This window comes from Mycoplasma cottewii (assembly GCF_024918975.1).
Lineage (GTDB): Bacteria > Bacillota_I > Bacilli_A > Mycoplasmatales > Mycoplasmataceae > Mycoplasma > Mycoplasma cottewii.
Genome location: NZ_CP103424.1, coordinates 907,442 through 928,889, shown reverse-complemented (window position 1 = coordinate 928,889; position 21,448 = coordinate 907,442). Strand labels below are relative to the sequence as shown.

At 30.2% G+C, this 21,448-nt stretch carries 16 protein-coding genes, 2 tRNA genes and 3 rRNA genes; 17 read left to right on the top strand and 4 right to left on the bottom strand.

From position 1 onward, the window contains the following. Positions 1–7: 7 nt before the first annotated feature. A complete protein-coding gene (deoC, locus tag NX779_RS04090) occupies positions 8–676 on the top strand; it encodes a deoxyribose-phosphate aldolase (protein ID WP_259430122.1) in 669 nt (222 codons plus the stop codon). Positions 677–783: 107 nt separating this feature from the next. On the opposite strand, the gene NX779_RS04085 is transcribed toward deoC, so the two are convergent. Continuing rightward, entirely contained in the window at positions 784–1,704 is a 921-nt protein-coding gene (locus NX779_RS04085) for an SAV1803-related protein (protein ID WP_259430121.1), read from the bottom strand. Between the two features lie 245 nt (positions 1,705–1,949). Here NX779_RS04085 and NX779_RS04080 point away from each other — a divergent pair, with 245 nt between their 5' ends. The 10 genes from NX779_RS04080 (at position 1,950) to NX779_RS04035 (ending at position 10,902) form a co-directional block, all read left to right on the top strand. Then, on the top strand, positions 1,950–2,294 hold the full coding sequence (locus NX779_RS04080; protein ID WP_259430120.1) for a biotin/lipoyl attachment domain-containing protein: 345 nt from the start codon (positions 1,950–1,952) through the stop codon (positions 2,292–2,294). A gap of 63 nt (positions 2,295–2,357) precedes the next feature. Further along, a complete protein-coding gene (gene lplA / locus NX779_RS04075; protein WP_259430119.1) occupies positions 2,358–3,395 on the top strand; it encodes a lipoate--protein ligase in 1,038 nt (345 codons plus the stop codon). A 73-nt stretch (positions 3,396–3,468) separates the two neighbouring features. After that, positions 3,469–4,239, top strand: a complete 771-nt coding sequence (locus NX779_RS04070; RefSeq protein WP_259430118.1) for an alpha/beta fold hydrolase — start codon at positions 3,469–3,471, stop codon at positions 4,237–4,239. An 87-nt stretch (positions 4,240–4,326) separates the two neighbouring features. After that, a tRNA-Lys gene (locus NX779_RS04065) sits at positions 4,327–4,402 on the top strand. 6 nt (positions 4,403–4,408) lie between these two features. Next, positions 4,409–4,492, top strand: a tRNA-Leu gene (locus tag NX779_RS04060). Positions 4,493–4,825: 333 nt separating this feature from the next. Next, positions 4,826–6,349: ribosomal RNA gene (locus NX779_RS04055) — 16S ribosomal RNA — on the top strand. A gap of 224 nt (positions 6,350–6,573) precedes the next feature. Continuing rightward, positions 6,574–9,481: ribosomal RNA gene (locus tag NX779_RS04050) — 23S ribosomal RNA — on the top strand. A 67-nt stretch (positions 9,482–9,548) separates the two neighbouring features. Next, positions 9,549–9,657 (top strand): 5S ribosomal RNA (gene rrf / locus NX779_RS04045). Together the 16S, 23S and 5S rRNA genes with 2 tRNA genes alongside form the textbook arrangement of a ribosomal RNA operon. An 84-nt stretch (positions 9,658–9,741) precedes the next feature. Further along, positions 9,742–10,581: an HAD family hydrolase gene (locus tag NX779_RS04040; protein ID WP_259430117.1), complete on the top strand. Its 840-nt coding sequence runs from the start codon at positions 9,742–9,744 to the stop codon at positions 10,579–10,581. Between the two features lie 12 nt (positions 10,582–10,593). Continuing rightward, entirely contained in the window at positions 10,594–10,902 is a 309-nt protein-coding gene (locus NX779_RS04035; protein ID WP_259430116.1) for a thioredoxin family protein, read from the top strand. Between the two features lie 30 nt (positions 10,903–10,932). Here the strand turns inward: NX779_RS04035 and NX779_RS04030 are convergent, their stop codons facing one another. Next, positions 10,933–11,136: a cold-shock protein gene (locus tag NX779_RS04030; protein ID WP_259430115.1), complete on the bottom strand. Its 204-nt coding sequence runs from the start codon at positions 11,134–11,136 to the stop codon at positions 10,933–10,935. Positions 11,137–11,423: 287 nt separating this feature from the next. Between NX779_RS04030 and NX779_RS04025 the strand changes: the two genes are divergently transcribed. Together NX779_RS04025 and NX779_RS04020 are read left to right on the top strand one after the other, a co-directional pair. Beyond that, entirely contained in the window at positions 11,424–12,593 is a 1,170-nt protein-coding gene (locus tag NX779_RS04025; RefSeq protein WP_259430114.1) for an IS1634 family transposase, read from the top strand. 272 nt (positions 12,594–12,865) lie between these two features. Further along, positions 12,866–13,072, top strand: coding sequence for a hypothetical protein (locus tag NX779_RS04020; protein ID WP_259430113.1), 207 nt, complete (start codon positions 12,866–12,868; stop codon positions 13,070–13,072). 31 nt (positions 13,073–13,103) lie between these two features. On the opposite strand, the gene NX779_RS04015 is transcribed toward NX779_RS04020, so the two are convergent. Further along, the gene (locus NX779_RS04015) at positions 13,104–13,502 is read right to left on the bottom strand and encodes a RidA family protein (RefSeq protein WP_310795078.1); all 399 of its coding nucleotides are present in this window, start codon (positions 13,500–13,502) and stop codon (positions 13,104–13,106) included. A 12-nt stretch (positions 13,503–13,514) separates the two neighbouring features. Beyond that, the gene (locus NX779_RS04010) at positions 13,515–14,741 is read right to left on the bottom strand and encodes a MalY/PatB family protein (protein WP_259430111.1); all 1,227 of its coding nucleotides are present in this window, start codon (positions 14,739–14,741) and stop codon (positions 13,515–13,517) included. Between the two features lie 158 nt (positions 14,742–14,899). On the opposite strand from NX779_RS04010, the gene NX779_RS04005 reads away from it, so the two are divergent. The 4 genes from NX779_RS04005 (at position 14,900) to potCD (ending at position 21,257) form a co-directional block, all read left to right on the top strand. Continuing rightward, the gene (locus tag NX779_RS04005) at positions 14,900–15,748 is read left to right on the top strand and encodes a Cof-type HAD-IIB family hydrolase (protein WP_259430110.1); all 849 of its coding nucleotides are present in this window, start codon (positions 14,900–14,902) and stop codon (positions 15,746–15,748) included. A 297-nt stretch (positions 15,749–16,045) separates the two neighbouring features. After that, positions 16,046–17,098 carry a spermidine/putrescine ABC transporter ATP-binding protein gene (potA, locus tag NX779_RS04000; protein ID WP_259430109.1) on the top strand — a complete coding sequence of 351 codons (1,053 nt, stop codon included), beginning with the start codon at positions 16,046–16,048 and terminating at the stop codon, positions 17,096–17,098. 3 nt (positions 17,099–17,101) lie between these two features. Continuing rightward, positions 17,102–18,097: a spermidine/putrescine ABC transporter permease gene (gene potB / locus NX779_RS03995; protein WP_259430108.1), complete on the top strand. Its 996-nt coding sequence runs from the start codon at positions 17,102–17,104 to the stop codon at positions 18,095–18,097. Further along, a complete protein-coding gene (potCD, locus tag NX779_RS03990) occupies positions 18,075–21,257 on the top strand; it encodes a spermidine/putrescine ABC transporter permease/substrate-binding protein (RefSeq protein WP_259430107.1) in 3,183 nt (1,060 codons plus the stop codon). Before potB ends, potCD begins: the two co-directional genes overlap by 23 nt. Positions 21,258–21,448 lie beyond the last annotated feature (191 nt).

The window sequence follows — 21,448 nt, the reverse complement described above, 5'->3', positions numbered from 1 at the left end:
AGAAATTATGGAAATTAAATTAAATAAATATATTGATCATACATTATTAAAACCAGAAGCAACTAAACAAGACATTATTAACTTATGTAACCAAGCTAAAGAATATGATTTTGCTACAGTGTGTGTTAATACTTGTTGAACTAGTTTTTGTAAAGAATTATTAAAAGATAGTAATGTAGGTATTACAAATGTTGTTGGTTTTCCATTAGGTGCTTGTCTAACTGAAGTTAAAGCTTTTGAAGTTAAAAAAGCTATTGAAAATGGTGCTGATGAAATTGATATGGTATTAAACGTTGGTGCTTTAAAAGATAAAAACTATGATTTAGTTTTAAATGATATGAAAGAAGTTAAAAAAGCAGCTGGAGATCATGTTGTTAAAGTTATTTTAGAAAACTGTTTATTAACACGTGAAGAAATTATTAAAGCTTGCCAATTAGCTGTTGAAGCAGGATTAGAATTTGTTAAAACTTCAACTGGATTTAACAAATCAGGAGCTACTGTTGAAGATGTTAAATTAATGAGTGAAGTTGTAAAAGATAAAGCTCAAGTTAAAGCTGCTGGTGGAGTTAGAACTTATGAAGATGCAATTGAAATGATCAATGCAGGAGCTACAAGACTAGGAACTAGTGGTGGAGTTAACATCGTTAACAAAAAAGAAAACAATAGTAGTTATTAATAATTAAAAAAAGATATGTTTCTCAAACATATCTTTTTATTATCTATTAAAGAATCTAGTTATACCTTTCCCACTTTAAGCATAAAAAATGATTTGAACTTTTTCTATTAAAAAACAAACTTGACTAACTGTGAAATTATAATTATAAGTACAAAAACAAATAATAAAGATACTAAAAATTTTGTAAAAGATGAAGCTCCTTTAACAGGTTTATTTGAACGGTTTCAATCATTTGAATAACTAATATTTTGTTTACTTTTATATTGATTTGTATTAGCAAATTGTTTTTCAATATGATTATTAATCATATTTTTTCTTTTCCTTTTAACAGCATCATCTAACTCGTCTAATCTATTTAATTTTCATTGTTCGATACGATTTATTGATGCATCTGCATTCGATGGAAGAACACCTGCTTTTATGTATCTTTCTAATTCTTCATAATAAAAATCTAGTTTATCTTGATCTTTAATTTCTTCATCTAATGCTCTTAAATATCATTCTTTTCCTTTTCAAATTCTATTCTTTTCCATGTAATCTATACATTTAAAATAGTCTAATTTTAGATCTTTTATAGAATGATAAATAAGACATTTACGTTCATCATCAAATTCTTGTTCTGAAAAATAAGTGTTTAGTTTTCTAATTATTAAAAACACTCCATTCATACTTAATCTATTTTTAGTCTTTTGATAAATCTTAATGTGTAGAACTAGATGTTCAACTAAATTACAATAAACTAGTCTATCTCGTGATTGATATTCAGGATATAACCTCATATTTTCTTTTGAAGAAAGATTAGGAATTTTATCTTCATCAATATGATGAATTTCTAATCCATAAAAAGATCTTTTGGCTTCTAAATTTTCAGAGACAACATCAAAAAATCAAGTACGCTTTGCATAATCACCTTTAACCATACCATACTTACATAAAAGAAAATTAACACATTCATAATAATCATACTCTAACAATTTTTCAATATCTGTTTGAGTGTTGTCTAAAAACATTTCTTCAATTTTACCCATAATTTAATTTTATTATAGTTTATTATTTTTTAATATTTTTTTAAGATAGATCCTGGAATATTTTTTAAGATAAATACATTCTGTTTTATAGGTGAATTTTGATGATTATTTTTAAATTTAGTAGTGTTAGTTTTGCTTAAAAGTTATATCATCTAATTAAGAGTTAAAAGTTGATTATTTAACACTTTAATAATCTTAATTTAGCTTTAAAAAAATAATGATATTTTGAGTAAAGGTGGTTTATTATGAAAAAAGTTTATAAATATTTAACTATCGAAAAAATAGAAAATAAAGAAGAATATATTTTAAGACTAAGTCAGCAAGTTAAAGAAGATATTCAAACAATTGGATTTATTCAATTTAAAAATAAAGATAAAACTATTTTAGAAAAAGATGATGAATTTATGGTTATTGAAGCATCAAAAACTATTTTAAGTTTTAAAATACCATTTAAAGCTAAAGTAGTTAAGAAAAATAAAGATGCAGTTGAAGATCCATCAATTTTAAGTTCAGATGATCAAACTAAAAACTGAATTTTAATTGTAACTGATATTGATAAAGATGTATTTGAAAGTTTAGAAGATTTTTAAAATTAATAATCAAATAATTTTTATAAAACATTAAACCATAGTAGTTAATATTGGAGGAAAAAAATGATTTTAGTAGAACCAATTAGAAATGGACAGTATGTTGATGATGGAGCTTATTGATTAGCGATTCAAATTTGAGCAGCTCAAAATTTAAAATTAGATGACACAATTGTGTTTCCAGCAATTAGTGCACCACATATTCAAATGGGATATTTCCAAAACCCAGAAGTTGAAGTTAATTTTAAATATTTAAAAGAACATAATCTACAAATTGTAAGACGTAATACTGGTGGTGGAACAATTTATATTGATTCAAACGCAGTTAATGTTTGTTATTTAATTCCTTATAAAGATCATAAAAAAATTCTAGGTAACTTTGATGAGTTTTATAAACCAACTATTAAAATTTTAAAAGAAATGGGAGCAGTAAATATTACTCAATCAGGTAAGAATGATTTAACTATTGATAACCGTAAAGTTTCTGGTGCTGCTATGATGTTATTAGATGATGTTATTTATGCAGGTAATTCATTATTATATAGAGTTGATTATGATGCTATGGTTGAAGTATTGAATCCAAACCGTAAAAAAATTCAAGCAAAAGGAATTAAATCAATTAGACAAAGAGTAGCTGCATTAAGTGAGTATCTAAGTGATGAATATAATAATTTAGATATTTTCGAATTTAAAGATGAGTTTTTAAAAAAATTATTTAATGTTGATGATTTATCTAAAGTTGAACGTTACATAATTAATGAAGAAGAATGAAAACAAATTGATGAATTAGTAAATACAAAATATAAAAATTGAGATTGAAACTATGGACTAAGTCCAAGATATGAATATAACCGTGATGCTAGATTAAAAATAGGAACAATTAATTTTTCAATTGCTGTAGAAAATCAAAGAGTAGATAAACTTAAAATTAGTGGAGATTTCTTTGCTAAGAAAAATATCGAAGAATTAGAACAAGCTATTTTAGGAACTAAGATGACTTTTGAAGATCTTACTCAAGCATTTACAAAAGCAGATCTACAAAGTTATTTCTTTAATGAAATTAGTGTTGATGAAGTTGTAAAAATTATTTTAGATGAAGAATAATTAACAAAAACATATAAACTTGATAAAAAGTTAGTATGTTTTTTTATTGTAAAATAATTGAGTAGGAGTTTGTATGACTAAAGTTATTTATGATTATGATTTTATTTTTAAAGATAATAATAATGCTGAACAAAATGTTATTTTTTGTCATGGATTTAACTCATCACCTAGTTCATTTAAACAATTTCAAAACTATTGAACTAAAACTAATTATTATGCATTACAATTTCCAACATCTTTAAAAGATCATCAAATAAGTATTTATCAGTATGCTAAATTATTAATTGAGTTTGTTAAAAATAATAATTTAAAAAACATAACTTTAATCGCTCATTCTATGGGGTGTATGATTATTTCAATAGCTTATATGATTGATCCTGATTTATTTAATAAATTAATTTATATAGCTCCTACTAATGCTTTGAAAAATAGGCATTTAAAAAAATATTATTTTGCTAAAGATTTTGATTCTTATTTACAGTTTTTAGATTTACTTTATTATGATAGTAGTATTTTTACATCTAATAGTAATTGGTTAAAACAAGCTAAACAAAATTTTAATGCTAATGATTTTAATAATCCAGTATTAATTAAGTTAAGAGATTCACTAGAACAAGATCAACTTCAACAAGATATCAAAAAAGCTCATAGTTTAATTAATATTCCAACTTTAATAGTTTTAGGTGAAGATGATAAATTAGTAAATCGTGCTGAGTGTTTAGATTATTTTAATAAGCAAGTTAAAAATGTTAAAACTTGTTGAATAGCTAAAACTGGTCATATGATATTTGATGAAAACTTTGATGAATTTATTAAAGTAGTTGAAGATTTTATATTAGACTAATTTATAGAGTTAATTAATATTTTAAAAAAAATTAATTTGATAATTGAAAACTAAAAATAATAGTGTTATTATTTTATAGTCGTTCATGACTCGTTAGCTCAGCCGGTAGAGCAACTGGCTTTTAACCAGTGGGTCCGGAGTTCGAATCTCCGACGAGTCACCATTGTTTGGGGAATTGGCGGAATTGGCAGACGCACTAGACTTAGGATCTAGCGTCTTTGACGTAAGGGTTCAAGTCCCTTATTCCCCACCAACTTAGACAATAAATCGACCGGATAAAAACCGGTTTTTTATTTCAAAATTTATTAAGTATATATCAATACTTTTACAAGTTAAAATAACTTAAAAAAAATAAAAATTTTTCAAAAAAGCACTTGTATTCAATAGTTAATCGTTATATACTTAATTTTGTCACTGAGAGAACAAGAAATTAAAAAAGTCTTGTTAGTGAGTATGATCTTTGAAAACTAAATAGAACAAATTATTGTACAAATCTTGTCAAAAAGATGAATTTGAGTAATACAAAATACTTATATTAAAACAATAATAAAATAGTCAGAATCTAACTTAATTTATAAAACAATTTTAAAATGAGAGTTTGATCCTGGCTCAGGATAAACGCTGGCGGCATGCCTAATACATGCAAGTCGAACGGGGGTGCTTGCACCCCAGTGGCGAACGGGTGAGTAACACGTATCTAACCTACCTCATAGCGGGGGATAACTTTTGGAAACGAAAGATAATACCGCATGTGAATCTTATTATCGCATGAGAAAAGATTGAAAGGACCGTTTGGTTCACTATGAGATGGGGATGCGGCGTATTAGCTAGTAGGTGAGGTAATGGCTCACCTAGGCGATGATACGTAGCCGAACTGAGAGGTTGATCGGCCACATTGGGACTGAGATACGGCCCAGACTCCTACGGGAGGCAGCAGTAGGGAATTTTTCACAATGGACGAAAGTCTGATGAAGCAATGCCGCGTGAGCGATGACGGCCTTCGGGTTGTAAAGCTCTGTTGTAAGGGAAGAAAAAATAGAGTAGGAAATGCCTCTATATTGACGGTACCTTACCAGAAAGCCACGGCTAACTATGTGCCAGCAGCCGCGGTAATACATAGGTGGCAAGCGTTATCCGGATTTATTGGGCGTATAGGGTGCGTAGGCGGTTTTGCAAGTTTGAGGTTAAAGCCCGGAGCTCAACTCCGGTTCGCCTTGAAAACTGCATTACTAGAATGCAAGAGAGGTAAGCGGAATTCCATGTGTAGCGGTGAAATGCGTAGATATATGGAAGAACACCTGTGGCGAAAGCGGCTTACTGGCTTGTTATTGACGCTGAGGCACGAAAGCGTGGGGAGCAAATAGGATTAGATACCCTAGTAGTCCACGCCGTAAACGATGAGTACTAGGTGTTGGGATTATCTCAGCGCCGCAGCTAACGCATTAAGTACTCCGCCTGAGTAGTATGCTCGCAAGAGTGAAACTCAAAGGAATTGACGGGGACCCGCACAAGTGGTGGAGCATGTGGTTTAATTCGAAGCAACACGAAGAACCTTACCAGGGCTTGACATCCAGTGCAAAGCTATAGAGATATAGTGGAGGTTAACATTGAGACAGGTGGTGCATGGTTGTCGTCAGTTCGTGCCGTGAGGTGTTGGGTTAAGTCCCGCAACGAACGCAACCCTTGTCGTTAGTTACTAACATTAAGTTGAGGACTCTAACGAGACTGCTAGTGTAAGCTAGAGGAAGGTGGGGATGACGTCAAATCATCATGCCCCTTATGTCCTGGGCTACACACGTGCTACAATGGCTGGTACAAAGAGTCGCAATCTCGCGAGGGGGAGCTAATCTCAAAAAGCCAGTCTCAGTTCGGATTGAAGTCTGCAACTCGACTTCATGAAGCCGGAATCACTAGTAATCGCGAATCAGCTATGTCGCGGTGAATACGTTCTCGGGTCTTGTACACACCGCCCGTCACACCACGAGAGTTGGTAATACCAGAAGTGGGTAGCTTAACCGCAAGGAGAGCGCCTCCCAAGGTAGGACTGGCGATTGGGGTGAAGTCGTAACAAGGTATCCGTACGGGAACGTGCGGATGGATCACCTCCTTTCTATGGAGATAAAACATTTATTATTGACTATTTTAGTTCTATTTAGTTTTCAGGGATTGTATAAATCTCTGAAAATGATTGTTCTTTGAAAACTGAATATTAGATGAAATGCAATTTTCTGATTATAACAACATATAATTAGATAATTATTACGAAATTATTCGTAATGACATCAAAACAATTAACTAAAATTAATTGAGTTACAAATTGCTAGAAAGATTTTCTAAAAAAATAGTAAGGGCATATGGTGAATGCCTTGGAAAATGGAGCCGAAGAAGGACGTGATTACCTGCGAAAAGTCTGGGGGAGCTGGAAGTAAGCTGCGATCCCGGAATGTCCGAATGGGGAAACCTAACATGATTTATCTCATGTTATCTATAAGTGAATACATAGCTTATAAGAAGGGAACCTAGGGAACTGAAACATCTTAGTACCTAGAGGAAAAGAAAATAATAATGATTCTGTTAGTAGTGGCGAGCGAACGCGGAACAGGCCAAACCGCTCTACGGGGCGGGGTTGTAGGACTTTTGTTAGAGTTACAAAGTTATTGTATAGTAGAAGCTATTGGGAAGTAGCGGCATAGAGGGTGATACCCCCGTATACGAAATGCAATGACCTCGAGAAAGTATCCTGAGTACGGCGAAACACGTGAAATTTTGTCGGAATCTGCCAAGACCACTTGGTAAGCCTAAATACTACCATTTTACCGATAGTGAACCAGTACCGTGAGGGAAAGGTGAAAAGCACCCCGAGAGGGGAGTGAAAGAGATCCTGAAACCATATGCTTACAAGAAGGTAGAGCCCGTTAATGGGTGATACCGTGCTTTTTGTAGAAAGAGCCGGCGAGTTACTATTGCATGCGAGGTTAAGTCGATATAGATGGAGCCGTAGTGAAAGCGAGCCTTAATAGGGCGTTTAGTATGTAGTAGTAGACACGAAACCGGGTGATCTAGCCATGAGCAGGTTGAAGTTAGGGTAAAACCTAATGGAGGACCGAACCAGTATTCGTTGAAAAGACTTTGGATGACTTGTGGCTAGCGGTGAAATTCCAATCGAACCCGGAGATAGCTAGTTCTCCCCGATATATCTTTAAGGATAGCGTTATGTGAATTGTTGTGGAGGTAGAGCACTGAATCTATGATGGCTGCACCTAGCGGTACTGATTAGAATTAAACTCCGAATGCCATAACTTGTGCATAGCAGTCAGAACATGGGTGATAAGGTCCATGCTCGTGAGGGAAACAGCCCAGATCGTCAGCTAAGGTCCCTAAGTGTAAACTAAGTGTGTAAGGATGTGGAACTGCACAGACAGCTAGGATGTTGGCTTAGAAGCAGCCATCATTTAAAGAGTGCGTAACAGCTCACTAGTCGAGTGATTCTGCGCCGAAAATGTACCGGGGCTTAAGTTTACCACCGAAGCTACGGATTGTACGCAAGTACAGTGGTAGGGGAGCGTTCCAAGGGCGATGAAGTCAGACCGTAAGGACTGGTGGAGCGCTTGGAAGTGATTATGCCGGCATGAGTAACGTTTGGAAGTGAGAATCTTCCATGCCGTTTGACCAAGGTTTCCTGGGCAAGGTTCGTCCACCCAGGGTTAGTCAGGACCTAAGGCGAGGCCGACAGGCGTAGTCGATGGACAACAGGTTGATATTCCTGTACCAGTTAATTAGTGATGGAGTGACGGAGAAGGATAGTATATCCCGGGCGCTGGTTGTCCCGGGCTAAGCACAAAGACGGCAACATTGGCAAATCCGTGTTGTATTAACGTTGAAGTGTGATGGGGAGTGAACGGTTCGCCTAGTAACGAAGTATATGACTCCACGCTTCCAAGAAAAGCTTCTAACATTAATAATTAACTGCCTGTACCTAGAACGAACACACGTGGTCAAGGAGAAAATCCTAAGGCAAGCGAGATAACTGTAGCTAAGGAACTCTGCAAAATAACTCCGTAACTTCGGAAGAAGGAGTGCTCATCTTTGATGAGCCGCAGTGAAGAGGGAGGGGCAACTGTTTAACAAAAACACAGCTCTCTGCTAAGTCGCAAGACGATGTATAGGGGGTGACACCTGCCCAGTGCCGGAAGGTTAAGAGGAGAAGTCAGCGCAAGCGAAGCTTTGAATTGAAGCCCCGGTGAACGGCGGCCGTAACTATAACGGTCCTAAGGTAGCGAAATTCCTTGTCAGGTAAATTCTGACCCGCACGAAAGGTGTAATGATCCCTTCGCTGTCTCGGCTGCAGACTCGGTGAAATTTTAGTACCGGTGAAGATGCCGGTTACCCGCAACTAGACGGAAAGACCCCGTGGAGCTTTACTATAACTTGATATTGAAATTTGGTGTAACGTGTAGAGGATAGGTGGGAGACTATGAGACCAGGACGCCAGTACTGGTGGAGTCAACCTTGGAATACCACCCTCGTTACATTGGATTTCTAACTTCGACCCGTTATCCGGGTTAAGGACAGTGTCTGGTGGGTAGTTTGACTGGGGCGGTCGCCTCCCAAAAAGTAACGGAGGCGCTCAAAGGTATCCTCAGTATGGTTGGAAATCATACATAGAGCGCAAAGGTAGAAGGATGCTTAACTGCGAGACTTACAAGTCGAACAGATACGAAAGTAGGACTTAGTGATCCGGCGGTCCCGAGTGGAAGGGCCGTCGCTCAACGGATAAAAGTTACCCCGGGGATAACAGGCTTATCTCCCCCAAGAGTTCACATCGACGGGGAGGTTTGGCACCTCGATGTCGGCTCATCGCATCCTGGAGCTGTAGTCGGTTCCAAGGGTTGGGCTGTTCGCCCATTAAAGCGGTACGCGAGCTGGGTTCAGAACGTCGTGAGACAGTTTGGTCCCTATCTGTTGTGGGCGTAGGAAAATTGAAGAGAGCTGTTCCTAGTACGAGAGGACCGGAATGGACGCACCCCTGGTGCTCCTGTTGTCACGCCAGTGGCATAGCAGGGTAGCTATGTGCGGACAGGATAATCGCTGAAGGCATCTAAGCGAGAAGCCCCCTTTAAGATGAATTTTCCCATTCGTAAGATGTAAGATCCCATGTAGACCACATGGTTGATAGGATGGATGTGTAAGCGCTGTGAGGCGTTAAGCTAACCATTACTAATAGATCGAGTGAATTTTTAGAAAATGCAATTTATAACAATACATTTCAAGCTAGTATTCAGTTTTCAAAGAACAATCCAAAAAACTAATCTGGTGGTTATAGCATAGAGGTCACACCTGTTACCATGCCGAACACAGAAGTTAAGCTCTATTACGGTGAAAATATTGCGTTAGCGAGAAGATAGCGAGTTGCCAGTTTAAATAGAACCTTCGGGTTCTTTTTTTGTTATTTAATTAGAAATTATAATATAATTTAATACAGGTATAGAAGGCGGTGTTTAAATGAAAGATAAAAAATTTATAATATTTTCTGATTTAGACGGAACATTATTACATGATGATCATAAGTTTTCAGACAAAACAATCGAAGTTGTTAATAAACTATATGATAATGGAATTTATTTTGTTCCTTCAACAGCTAGAACTCTTAAAGACTTAAAACAAAAAGCTGCTATGTTAGGAATTGATAAAAAAGGTGGTATTATTGCAGCAAGTAACGGAGCTCAAATTTATGATTTTAAAACTGACTCTTTTATTGTTAATAAATATTTACCAAAAGAATTAATTGAAGAAATTTTTGAAAGATACTACAATAAGTTTTTCGCTAAATTAAATTTCTATTCAACTGATTCATCATATGTTTTTGCTGAAGGAAAAAACAGTAAGTTTTGAGCAGATACTATGGGATTAAGATATGTTGTTGCTACTTCTCCAGATGAAGTTGATGAACCAGTAACTCACTTATATATAGTTACAAATCACAAAGCAACTGAAGAAGAAAAATTAAATGAATACAATTATTTAAAAGAGAAATATTCTGATCGCTATAAAGTAGACAGTTATCAAAATAATAGAGTTTTTGATATTTCTACTAAAGGTCTTGATAAAGGAAACATTGTTAGAGAAGTTAAAAAATACTTAAACTTAGGTGATGATGTTCATTCTTATGGATTTGGTGATGGTCACAATGATATTCCATTATTAAAAGCTTGTGATACAGGTGTTGCTATGAAAAATGGTTTTGAAGATATAAAAGCACAAGCAGATGATATTACTGAATTTACAAATGCTCAAGATGGAGTTGCTAGATATATTATTGATAAAATTATTAAAGAAGATTAAGAGGTTATTAATATGGCAAAAATGATTAAAATTACTTCAGTAGAACAATTTAATGAAGAAATTAAACAAGGAAAAGTATTAATTGATTTTAACGCTACTTGATGTGGACCATGTAGAATGTTAATGCCACTAGTTCATGACTTAGCTTCAAAAACTGAAGGTGTTAAATTCTTAGATGTTGATGTCGATATCAACCGTGAAATTGCTAGAGAATACGGTGTTATGTCAATTCCTATGTTAGCTGTTTTAGAAGATGGAAAACTAGTTAACAAACACGTTGGATTTGCTAGTCCAGAAAAATTACAAGATTTAATCAAATAGATAAAAAAGTCAGATTAATCTGACTTTTTCTTATTTTTTAGAAACATTTAAAGCTTCAAATCCTTTTTGGCCTTTTGCTAGTTTATAACTAACTTTATCACCTGAATTAATATTTTTAATATCTTCAGAGTTGATATTTGAATAATAAACAAATACATCTGTTTTCTCAACTTCATCAACTATAAAACCAAAACCTTTTTCTCTATCAAATCATTTAATAGTACCTGAATTCATACATTTACCTCCAATCCGTTTTATTAATTTAAGATTGTAGTAAATATAAATATAACGTAAATCTTTTAATAATAACTTGATTATATATTACTTGAAAAAATATAATGCATAATTACAAAAAATAAAAAAACACCCTGAGGTGTTTGAAACCTGAACTTTTCACAATTTTGTAACTAGTTAATAATAATTATGCAAAACCCTTTTAAATAAAGGGTTTTTATTTTGAAAAACGATAGATTTTTCCTTTAAATAGTGATATAATGTAACTAGTAAAAGGGGATAAAAAAATGGCTTTTAAACCGGTTAAAATACCATCAAAAGATATTGTATTTAGTAGAAGAAAAAACTGCACTTATGTTTACTACACAACTAAGAAAATTTTTAATAAAGAAAAGGGTTATAGTGAAAACGAAAGAGCGTGTATAGGGATTGTTTCTGATGAAAAAGAAACAATGATGATACCAAATAAAAACTACGTTACCTATTTTGGAGATTTTGGTATTTCTCTTGAAGAAAATGATAGTCAATTCTCAAGAGTTTTATCATTCGGTGCAAGATTAGTTGTTGGCAAAATATTAGAAATGTTAAACATAAATTCAATACTAAATAAAGTTTTTAAAGAAAAAACTGATTTAATAAAATCTTTGATTTGCTATTTCATTGATGAACAAAGTTCTACAATTCAACATTATGAAAAATGAGCAAGAAGAAATGCTATTTTTGGAAATAAAATAGATAGCCAATCAACAATTTCAAGATTATTTAATAATGTTTTGACTGAAGATTTGATAATGGAATTCACATACATATGAAACGTTGAATTTCAGAAAAATAGTCTTTCAAGAGATATTATTTTATCTTTAGACTCAACTAACTTTAACACTTATTCAGAAAACATAAAACTTGCTGAATACGGCAAAGCAAAAGTTGATCAAGGATTAAAACAAGTCAACTTAGCTTATGTAATAGACAATGAAACTACAATGCCATTGTTTTATCAAACTTTTTTAGGATCTGTTACAGATCAAACACAATGCAAAGAATTAATTAATAAAAGCATAGAATATGGGTATAAAAATCCTACATTAGTTATGGATAGAGGATTTTTTAATACTGAAAATGTAAATTATCTTCAAAATGTTGACTACAAATACATAATTATGGCCAAATCAAGAAATAAATCTTTAGACGTTTTATTAGAAGAAAACAGAAATAAGATCAAGGATAATTTTAATTGTTATATAGAAAAATTTGGTTGTTATGGACTAAAACTTAGAACAAAAGTTATTGGTGAAAAAGAGCAATTTGTCTACATTTATTACAATGGAGAGTTAGCTGAAAATAAGAAAAAAGCATTTTTCAGAAAAATGCAAAAAGCTAAACAAACTATTTTAGATTCAAAGTTAGACGTTGAATCTTTAAAAAAGAATACAAAAATTTCTTTGATATTAGTCTAAATGAAAACAAACAAAAATCATTTCTTTAAAAGAAGATGTATTTGAAAAAGTTCATAAAAATGCAGGTTTTTCAATAATAGTTTCAAACATAGATTCTGATCTAGAATTTATACTTACTCAGTACAAAAAGAGATCTTGTTGAAAAAGCCTTTTCAACTGTTAAAACAACTTTTGATTTAAATAAATTCAACGTTCAAGACAGATTAGTTTTAGAATCAAAGATGTTTATTTCATTTTTAGCATTAATTGTTAGATCGTATTTTAGTTATTGCATGAAAGAATTTTTATCTGACAATAGACAACATACAGTGAATACACTGTTTAGTGAACTATCAAAAATGGAACTAGCAAAATTCAATAAAACATATGTTAGTTCATATGGTTTAAGTAAGACTCAAAAAATAATTTTATCTGCATTTAAAATATCTGAAAGAGATATAAATCAATGTACAAAAGAGATTAATAAAAACCTAAACTAGTCACACACTTGTGAAAAGTTCAGGTTGAAAATTACATTGAACAATTATTGTTTGAATTTTTATAAGCAATTACTTCTATTTCTATTGCTGCATCTTTTGGTAAAGCTGCAACTTGAAAAGCACTTCTTGCTGGTTTGTGATCTTCAAAGTATTCTTCATAAAGTTCGTTAACTTTTGAAAAACTATTGATATCTTTTAATAAAACTAAAGTTTTAACAACATCATTTTTTGAATATCCTGCTTCTTTTAAAATAGCATCAATATTTGCAAAAACATTTTTTGTTTGTTCAATTAAACATTCTGGTAATTCCATTGTTTTTGCATCTAATCCTAATTGTCCTGATAAGTATAATGTTCCATTACAAATTTGAATTGCTTGTGAGTATGGACCAATAGCTTTTGGTGCATTATTTGTGTTAATTACTTTCATTTTCATATCCTCCTAGTTTAATTTTAAAACTTTTTTCAATCTATTCACTAAGTCACTAAGTTCTTCTTTAGGACAAGCTATGTTAATTCTAAATCAATTTTTTTCTGCGTTATAAAAGTCTTCACTTATGTTTACAATTAAGTTTTCTTTTGAAAGATTTTGTTTAAATTCTTCAGGTGTTACTGAATTAAATTGAACTCAAACAACATATGAAGAATCCATTTCTACATATTTTAATACATCATTGTATTTATCTAATAAGTTTTGTTTTACATAATCAAAGTTTTGCATTATATATGTTTTAAATTTTTCAACTCAACTTAAAGTTTCGTCTTTTGTATAAGCAGCAATCATTGCTTGTTGAGAAAACACATTTGGTAAATTTAGTCCGCTTTTTGTATAAGCTTCATTTATTTTTGTATAAACTTCAGCATTTTTTGTAATTATAAATGAACCTTGTAAACCTGCTAAATTAAATAATTTACTTGGTGAAGTTGCTATAACAAAGAAATCATTTTTCACATCAAATCTAAGTAATGATAAGTGTTGTTTATTGTTTAAAACTAAATCACCGTGGACTTCATCAGAAAATATAAAAACATTATTTTCTTCACAAATTTTAATTATTTTTTCAATATCTTCTTTACTTCATGTGATTCCACCTGGATTATGAGGATTACAGAACATAAACATTTTTACATTATTAGTTTTGATTTTATTTTCAAAATCATCAAAATCAATTTTATATGTTTTAGCTTGTTGGTCAAAAATAAGTTTATTTTCAACCACTTTTCTATTGTTTGATAGTATGCTTTTTTCAAATGGTTTATACAATGGTGATTGAATTAAAATTGAATCATTTTCATTAGTCATAGCAATAATCGCTTGATGCATTGCATTAACTGTACCATTACCTAGTCTTATTCATTTTTCTTCTAATGAAATATTATGTAATTTTTTATATCATTCAACTATTGCTTTTATTGATTCGTCAAATATGTATGTATAACTATAACTTCTTTGATTAGCTCTAGCTATTATTTCATCTGATATAAATGTCGGTGTTCCAAAATCAGTATCAGCTATAGAACAATTTAACACTTTACTATAATCATCTAATTGATAATTAGCTTTTAAAAAAGTTTCGTCTCATCTTTTTTCTTTTGTTTGCTTTCTTAAATCAATTTTTAGTTTATCTAAACAATTAAAATTTTCCGAGCAATTTGATTGATCTTTCATTTTGATGCCTCCCATTTTTGCCTCTTATCTTTATTATAATTTTTAAAAACAGTTTTTTAAGTAAAAATTATTGAGATAAATGTTATTTAGTGTGAAAATTTACTAGATATCTTATAAAGATTAACTTGTTATAATTATTTTAAAAGGAGTGTTTTACTATGTATAAAATGATCGCAATCGATTTGGACGGAACAGTTTTATCACACAAATGCGGTATTAATAAATTAACTAAACAAGCAATAAAAAGAGCACAAGAAAAAGGTATTAAAATCGTAATCGCAACAGGAAGAAATATTAATACAACAAGAGTTGCAGCTGAACAATTAGATGTAATGAATACAGGAATTCCATTTGTTAGTTTAAATGGTGGACAAGTTTTTAGTTATGAAACTGATGGTAGTGTTAAAGTTAGATATACTAAACATTTTACTAAAAAAGAAAGTAAAGAAATATTTGAGTTAGCTATGAAACATAAAGCTCATGTTTTTGCTTACGCATTAGATGAAAATACAGCTTATAAAAGTAAAGGATTTTCAATATTTGCTTTATGAATGAAAAGAAGAGTTAAAAGAGTTGTTAAAACTTATGATCCTAAAAAAGATCCAGATGCAATAATCACTAAATATATTTGTTTTGGTAAACGTCAAAATATGAGAGCTTTAAGAAAAGAAATTGAAGAAAGAGGTTATAGTATTTATTCATTTAGTTACATTACTAATGCTAAAGAAAATGTTGAAATTAATCCTAAATCAATTAATAAAGGTTATGGATTAGAATATGTTGCTAATGAATTAAATATTAAACCTGAAGAAATTATTTTCTTTGGTGATGGAGAAAACGATATTGAAGCATTAAAATTTGCTGGAACTGGAGTTGTAATGAAAAATTACTATCGTGATAACGTTAGAAAAGCAGCAAATGATATAACTGAATTAAGTTGTGATGATGGTGGAGTTGGACACTATATCTACAAACATGTTTTAAAAGAACCAATACCTAAAAATTAATATTAAAAACAAATAAAATTATTAGAAAAAAATTTTTATTTGTATTTTTTTTAAAACAATTTACAATTAAAAGTATTGTATTTAAAAATAAAATTATTTATAGAAAAGAGATGAGAAAATGTTAAAACAAATCAATTACATAATTGTTGAATGACTAGATGTTATTTTTTCTCATTCTCAAATTAAAGAAATAACTTTAGAAACCGAAAGTCTCTCCCTTAAGTAGGAGTCTTTTTAGACTTCTGTTATTGTATTTAAATTATTAATATTCAATACAGTGAATATAGGAGGAGAACTGTGAAAAATAATATATTAGAATTAAGAAACGTTACAAAAGAATTTGATGGTAGAGTTGTTTTAAAAGGTATTAGTTTCAATATTAAAGAAGGAGAATTCATTACTTTTTTAGGACCAAGTGGATGTGGTAAAACTACAACATTAAAAATCATAGGTGGATTTGAAAAACCAAACAGTGGTGAAATTTTATTTGAAGATAAAAACTTATTACCTATTCCAATTAATAAACGTCAATTCAATACTATTTTCCAATCATATGCTTTATTTCCGCATTTAAATGTTTTTGAAAATATTGCTTTTGGATTAAGAGTTAAAAAAACTAAACAAGACATGATAGAACGTGAAGTGGCAAAACAAATTCGTCAAGTTGGTTTAGAAGGATATGAAGAGAAAAAAGTATCTGAACTATCTGGTGGACAAAAACAACGTGTTGCAATTGCTAGAGCACTTGTTATGAAACCTAAAGTTTTATTATTAGATGAACCTATGGCTGCATTAGATGTTAAATTAAGAAAAACAATGCAAGAAGAATTAAAACGTCTACAACGTGAAATTGGAATTACATTTATTATGGTAAGTCACGATCAAGAAGAAGCGTTAAGTATGAGTGATCGTGTTGTTGTTATGAATGATGGAATTATTCAACAAATTGGAACACCTGAAGAAATTTATAATGAACCAGAAAATGCATGAGTAGCTAACTTTATTGGTAGTTCAAACATCATAACTGATGGAACTTTTGTAAGAGATAATCTAGTTAAATTTGATGGTAAAGAATTTGTATGTATGGATACAAACTTTGGTGAAAAAGAAAAAAATATCGATATTGTTATAAGACCAGAAGACATAATTATCGATAAAGTAGATAAAGGATTTTTCAATGTAACAGTTATAAATACTACTTTCAAAGGAAATCTTTGAGAAATCATTGTTAAAACCTCAAAAGGTAGAGAATGAATCATCGATACAATTGATGAATATAAAGTTGGTCAAAAAGTTTCTATTAAATGAAAATATGAAAGTATTCACGTTATGTGAAAAGAAGTTGAATAGTTTATGAAAGATAAAAATCTAAAAGACGTTCAAGTTAACTTAAATGGTTTTAATCAAGAAGAACTTGAAGAAGCTATTGATGATCAAAAAGAACAAATCAAACGTGAAAATTTCAGATTAAAAATAAAAGAAATTAATAACCGACTTTCTCAAACTAAAATGTTTAATTTCGCAAAAGGAAAAGTATGACCGATATTATTACCATTTTTTGTAGTAATGTCATTTTTAGTTGTGCTTCCTTTAATTTTGATTGTTATTTATGCTGTTGTTCAACCAGCTGATGGAATTAAACTTTTTAGAGTATCTATTGAAAAATTCATTACTTTATTTACTGATAATGATCTTATGATTTCATTATTACTTTCAATTGCTTATGCATTTGCTGCAGGAGTTATGTGTGTTTTAATGGGATATCCAATTGCATTAATTATGTCTAAAATGAGATCAAAAATTCTAGCAAGAAATATGTGAGTAATCGTTACAATGCCTATGTGAATTTCTATGCTTTTAAAAGTCTTAGGACTTAGATCTTTATTTTACTTATTTGCAGCATCTTCAATTGGTACACCAATTGCGATGGTTATTGGTATGACTTATATGTTCTTACCTTTTGCAATTGCTCCAATTTATGATTCATTAGAATCAAGACCTAGAGATTTAGAGCACGCTGCTCAAGATTTAGGTTGTTCACCATTTAAAACTTTTTGAACTATAACATTACGTTCATCAATGCCAGGAGTTTTAACTGGATTTAGTTTAGTTTTAGTTCAAGCAGCAACTAGTCTGATAGTTGTTCATTATATGGGTGATGGAAAAATTAACTTAATTGCTCAAGCTATTGAATCATACTTCTTCCAAGGAAGTGATTTTGGATTTGGTGCAGCAATTTCAGTTGTTTTAGCTATCATGGTATTTGCTATTATTATAATTATGAAATTATTAAGTAATAAATTTGAAGTAAGGGGTGGTAAGAAAAATGAAAAGATTCTTAAAAAATAGTTACTTTGCAATAATTATTGCGTTTATTTATGCACCGATTGTTGCAATGGTTGTACTTTCATTTAATGGTGGAGAAACTACTTTAGGATGAGAAGGATTTTCATTTAGATGATATTCAAGAATGTTTTCTGATTCACCATTTTTAAAATCAATTTTTACTTCTATATTTGTTGCAGTTGTCTCAACAATTGTTTCAGTAATAATTGGAACACTTGCTGCTATTGGTTTAAGTAAAACAAAAAGAGCAACAAGAAATAAATGATATTCAATTGCTAATGTTCCTTTAATTAATGCTGATGTTGTTACTGCAGTTTCATTGATGATTGTATTTTTATTAAGTGGATTAAAATTCGGGATCTTAACATTGATTATGGCTCATATTTCATTTAACGTGCCTTATGTATTAATTACAGTTATGCCTAGATTAAGAAAAATTGATCCAAGCTTAATTGATGCTAGTTATGATTTAGGTGCTAAAAATCATCAAGTTATGTTTAAAGTTATTATTCCTATTTTAAAACCGGCTATTATAACTGCAAGTGCAATAGCTTTTGCAATGAGTTTTGATGACTTTATTATTTCTTATTTTACTGGTGGAGATCAAACAAACATTTCTACATTCATTTATACAGCTAAAAAAATAAAACCTTTTGTATTTGCTTTTGGTACAGGTCTAGTTGCAATAATTGCTATTTGTATTATTACTTGAAATGCAATTGTTATTTATAAACAATACAAAACTGAAACAAAACAAAAAATTCAAAACAATACTTATAAATTAAAAGAATTATCTAAATTAAACAAAGAATTAGAAAACTTAAAAGATACTTTAAATAATAAAACTATAATTAAAACTTCATTTAGATTAAGTTTATGATTTAAATACTTTACTTTAAAATTTAAATTATTTATTTTTAAAACTAATAACTATGATAAAAAGATTTCTAAACTTCAATGAAAACAATATAAACTAAAATCGAAAATAGGTAAAGAAAAACGTTATGAAGTTAGATTAAAAAAAGCTAATAAAAAATTAAGTCAATTAGATTTACAACTAATAAAAACAACTGATGTTAAAAAAGCAGCTAAACTAACTTTACAAATTCAAAACTTAGAAGAAAAGATTGAATTTTTAGAAGATAAAATTGAAGTTATCAAAGAACGTGAAAAAACTGCTAGTTTAAAAATTAAAAAAATTAAAGCTAAAATTAGAACATTACAAAAAGAATTAAAACAAGAAAAAGATCCATCTAAAAAACTTGTTGAATGATATAAAAATAAAATTAATTATCTTGAAGAATGAATCATAGAACTTGAAGAAGGAAAAGATCACTACAAATTAAGAATGGTTGTTGAAAAACTACATGACTTTCAAGATGTTAGAAAAAATAAAATTAATGAACTAACAGATAAAATCGATGAAGTGTTAACTAGAATTTATAAAAAAGTTTTAATCACAAATCAAATTGATTTAAAAATTCAAATGTGTGATGATCAAGATCGAATTCAACATTTAGAAGAAGAAAAACAAAAACTAATCTCAAACTTTGAAACTAAATATCAAAATAAAATTGATAAAAAACAAAAACAATTTAATAAACTAAGTGAACACGTAATTAATTTACAAAAGAAATTATTAATTAAAAATCAATCAAAATATCATGCTCAATCATTTATCGCTAGAACTTGAAAAACTTTTTCAGTTGTTATTTTAACAGCTGGTGCATTTTCAGGATTAACTACTGCTTATGTTTTAAACAATACATATGATTTAATTGTTGCGAACTGAGGAGAGTATATTGATGAAAAATTGATTGAACAATTTGAAAAAGATCATAAAGTAAAAATAAGTTATCAAACTTATGACTCAAATGAGAATTTATATAATAAAATTCAAACTGTTGGTTATGATGTTATGGTTCCTAGTGATTATATGATTCAACGTTTAGCTAACGAAGGAAGAATCCAAAAACTAGATTATTCTAAATTAAATGTTTGAGGAACTTTTAAAGATAGAAATGGAAATCAAATCACTTTTAATGAACCTGAAGATGGTACAGAAGAAAACAAAGATGAAACTATAACTTTAATGTCTACTGAAGAAAGCACTGACCAAGAAAATAACTCAAATTCAGAGTCAACTGAAGAACAAGAAAAACCAAAACAAATTCAAACTCCATTATTAGAGACAATGGTTAAATCAGAAGTTAGACTTATTGAACGCGAATTAGAAGAAAACAAAGATGATAAAAAAGAAGAAGATCCAGAAGCAAAATACTTAAACACTGATTCAATTATAGATTATGCAGTTCCTTATTTATGAGGAGATATGTCAATCATTGTTAATCCAACAAAAGAAAATAAACAATTTTTAAAAGAACAAGGTGTTAAGTTTATTGAAGAAACAAATGAAACTGAAATAGATAATTCAACTTTAAGTTGAGAAATTCTATGAAAAGCAGCTGAAGCTGGAAAAAATGTTGTTTTAAATAACGATCCAAAAAACATATTTATGATCGGTGCACAACGTGTTGGTCAAATTGTTAATATTGAAAGCAAAGAAGTCGTTGATGAAGCCGCAAAATATGTTCAAGAGTTAGTTAGAAATCCTAATGTTTCATTAAATGGTGATGATTTAATTGATAAAGCTACAATTGGTAACTTTGATTTTGCATTCATGTATAATGGAGATGCTGCTACTGCTAACACTCTAAGAGATGAAGAAGGTGATCCAATTGGTGGAACAAAAGGATATATCTTTGGAAGACCAAATAAAAAACACGAAGTTACTATTGAAGGTAAAACAGAAATAAGATACGAAACAACAAATATATATTCTGATAGTATGGTTATTTCAACAGAGTGCAGAAACTTAGATTTATCATACAAATTTATTAACTTTATATATGAAAATGCTCTTGCTGTTTCTGAATATGTAGGTCAAGCTTCTCCATTAGTTATTGTTGATGAAGAAATCACAAATAGTGAAGGTGAAGACAAAGGGTTCTACTGAGAATCTAAAAATCTATATCTTCCAATAACTTCTCAAGAAGATAAATTCAAACTAAACGGTAATGAAAAACTAGCTTACACATATAACGGTAAAGTTGATAATTATTTAGTTAATAAATTTACAAAAATAGTTGCAGGTAAAAGATAGTCTTTTTAGACTATTTTTTTATTTTATTTACTTTGTTTTAGATAACTTTTTACCTTTTAGAAAATAATGGAAAATAGGTATAGTATTTTCCTACGTTTCCCACTTAGCTACAAAAACAGTGCGTTTTTAGTAGCTATATTTTTTTATAAAAAAATATAAATATCTATACTTTTATGCTTAAATATGATATA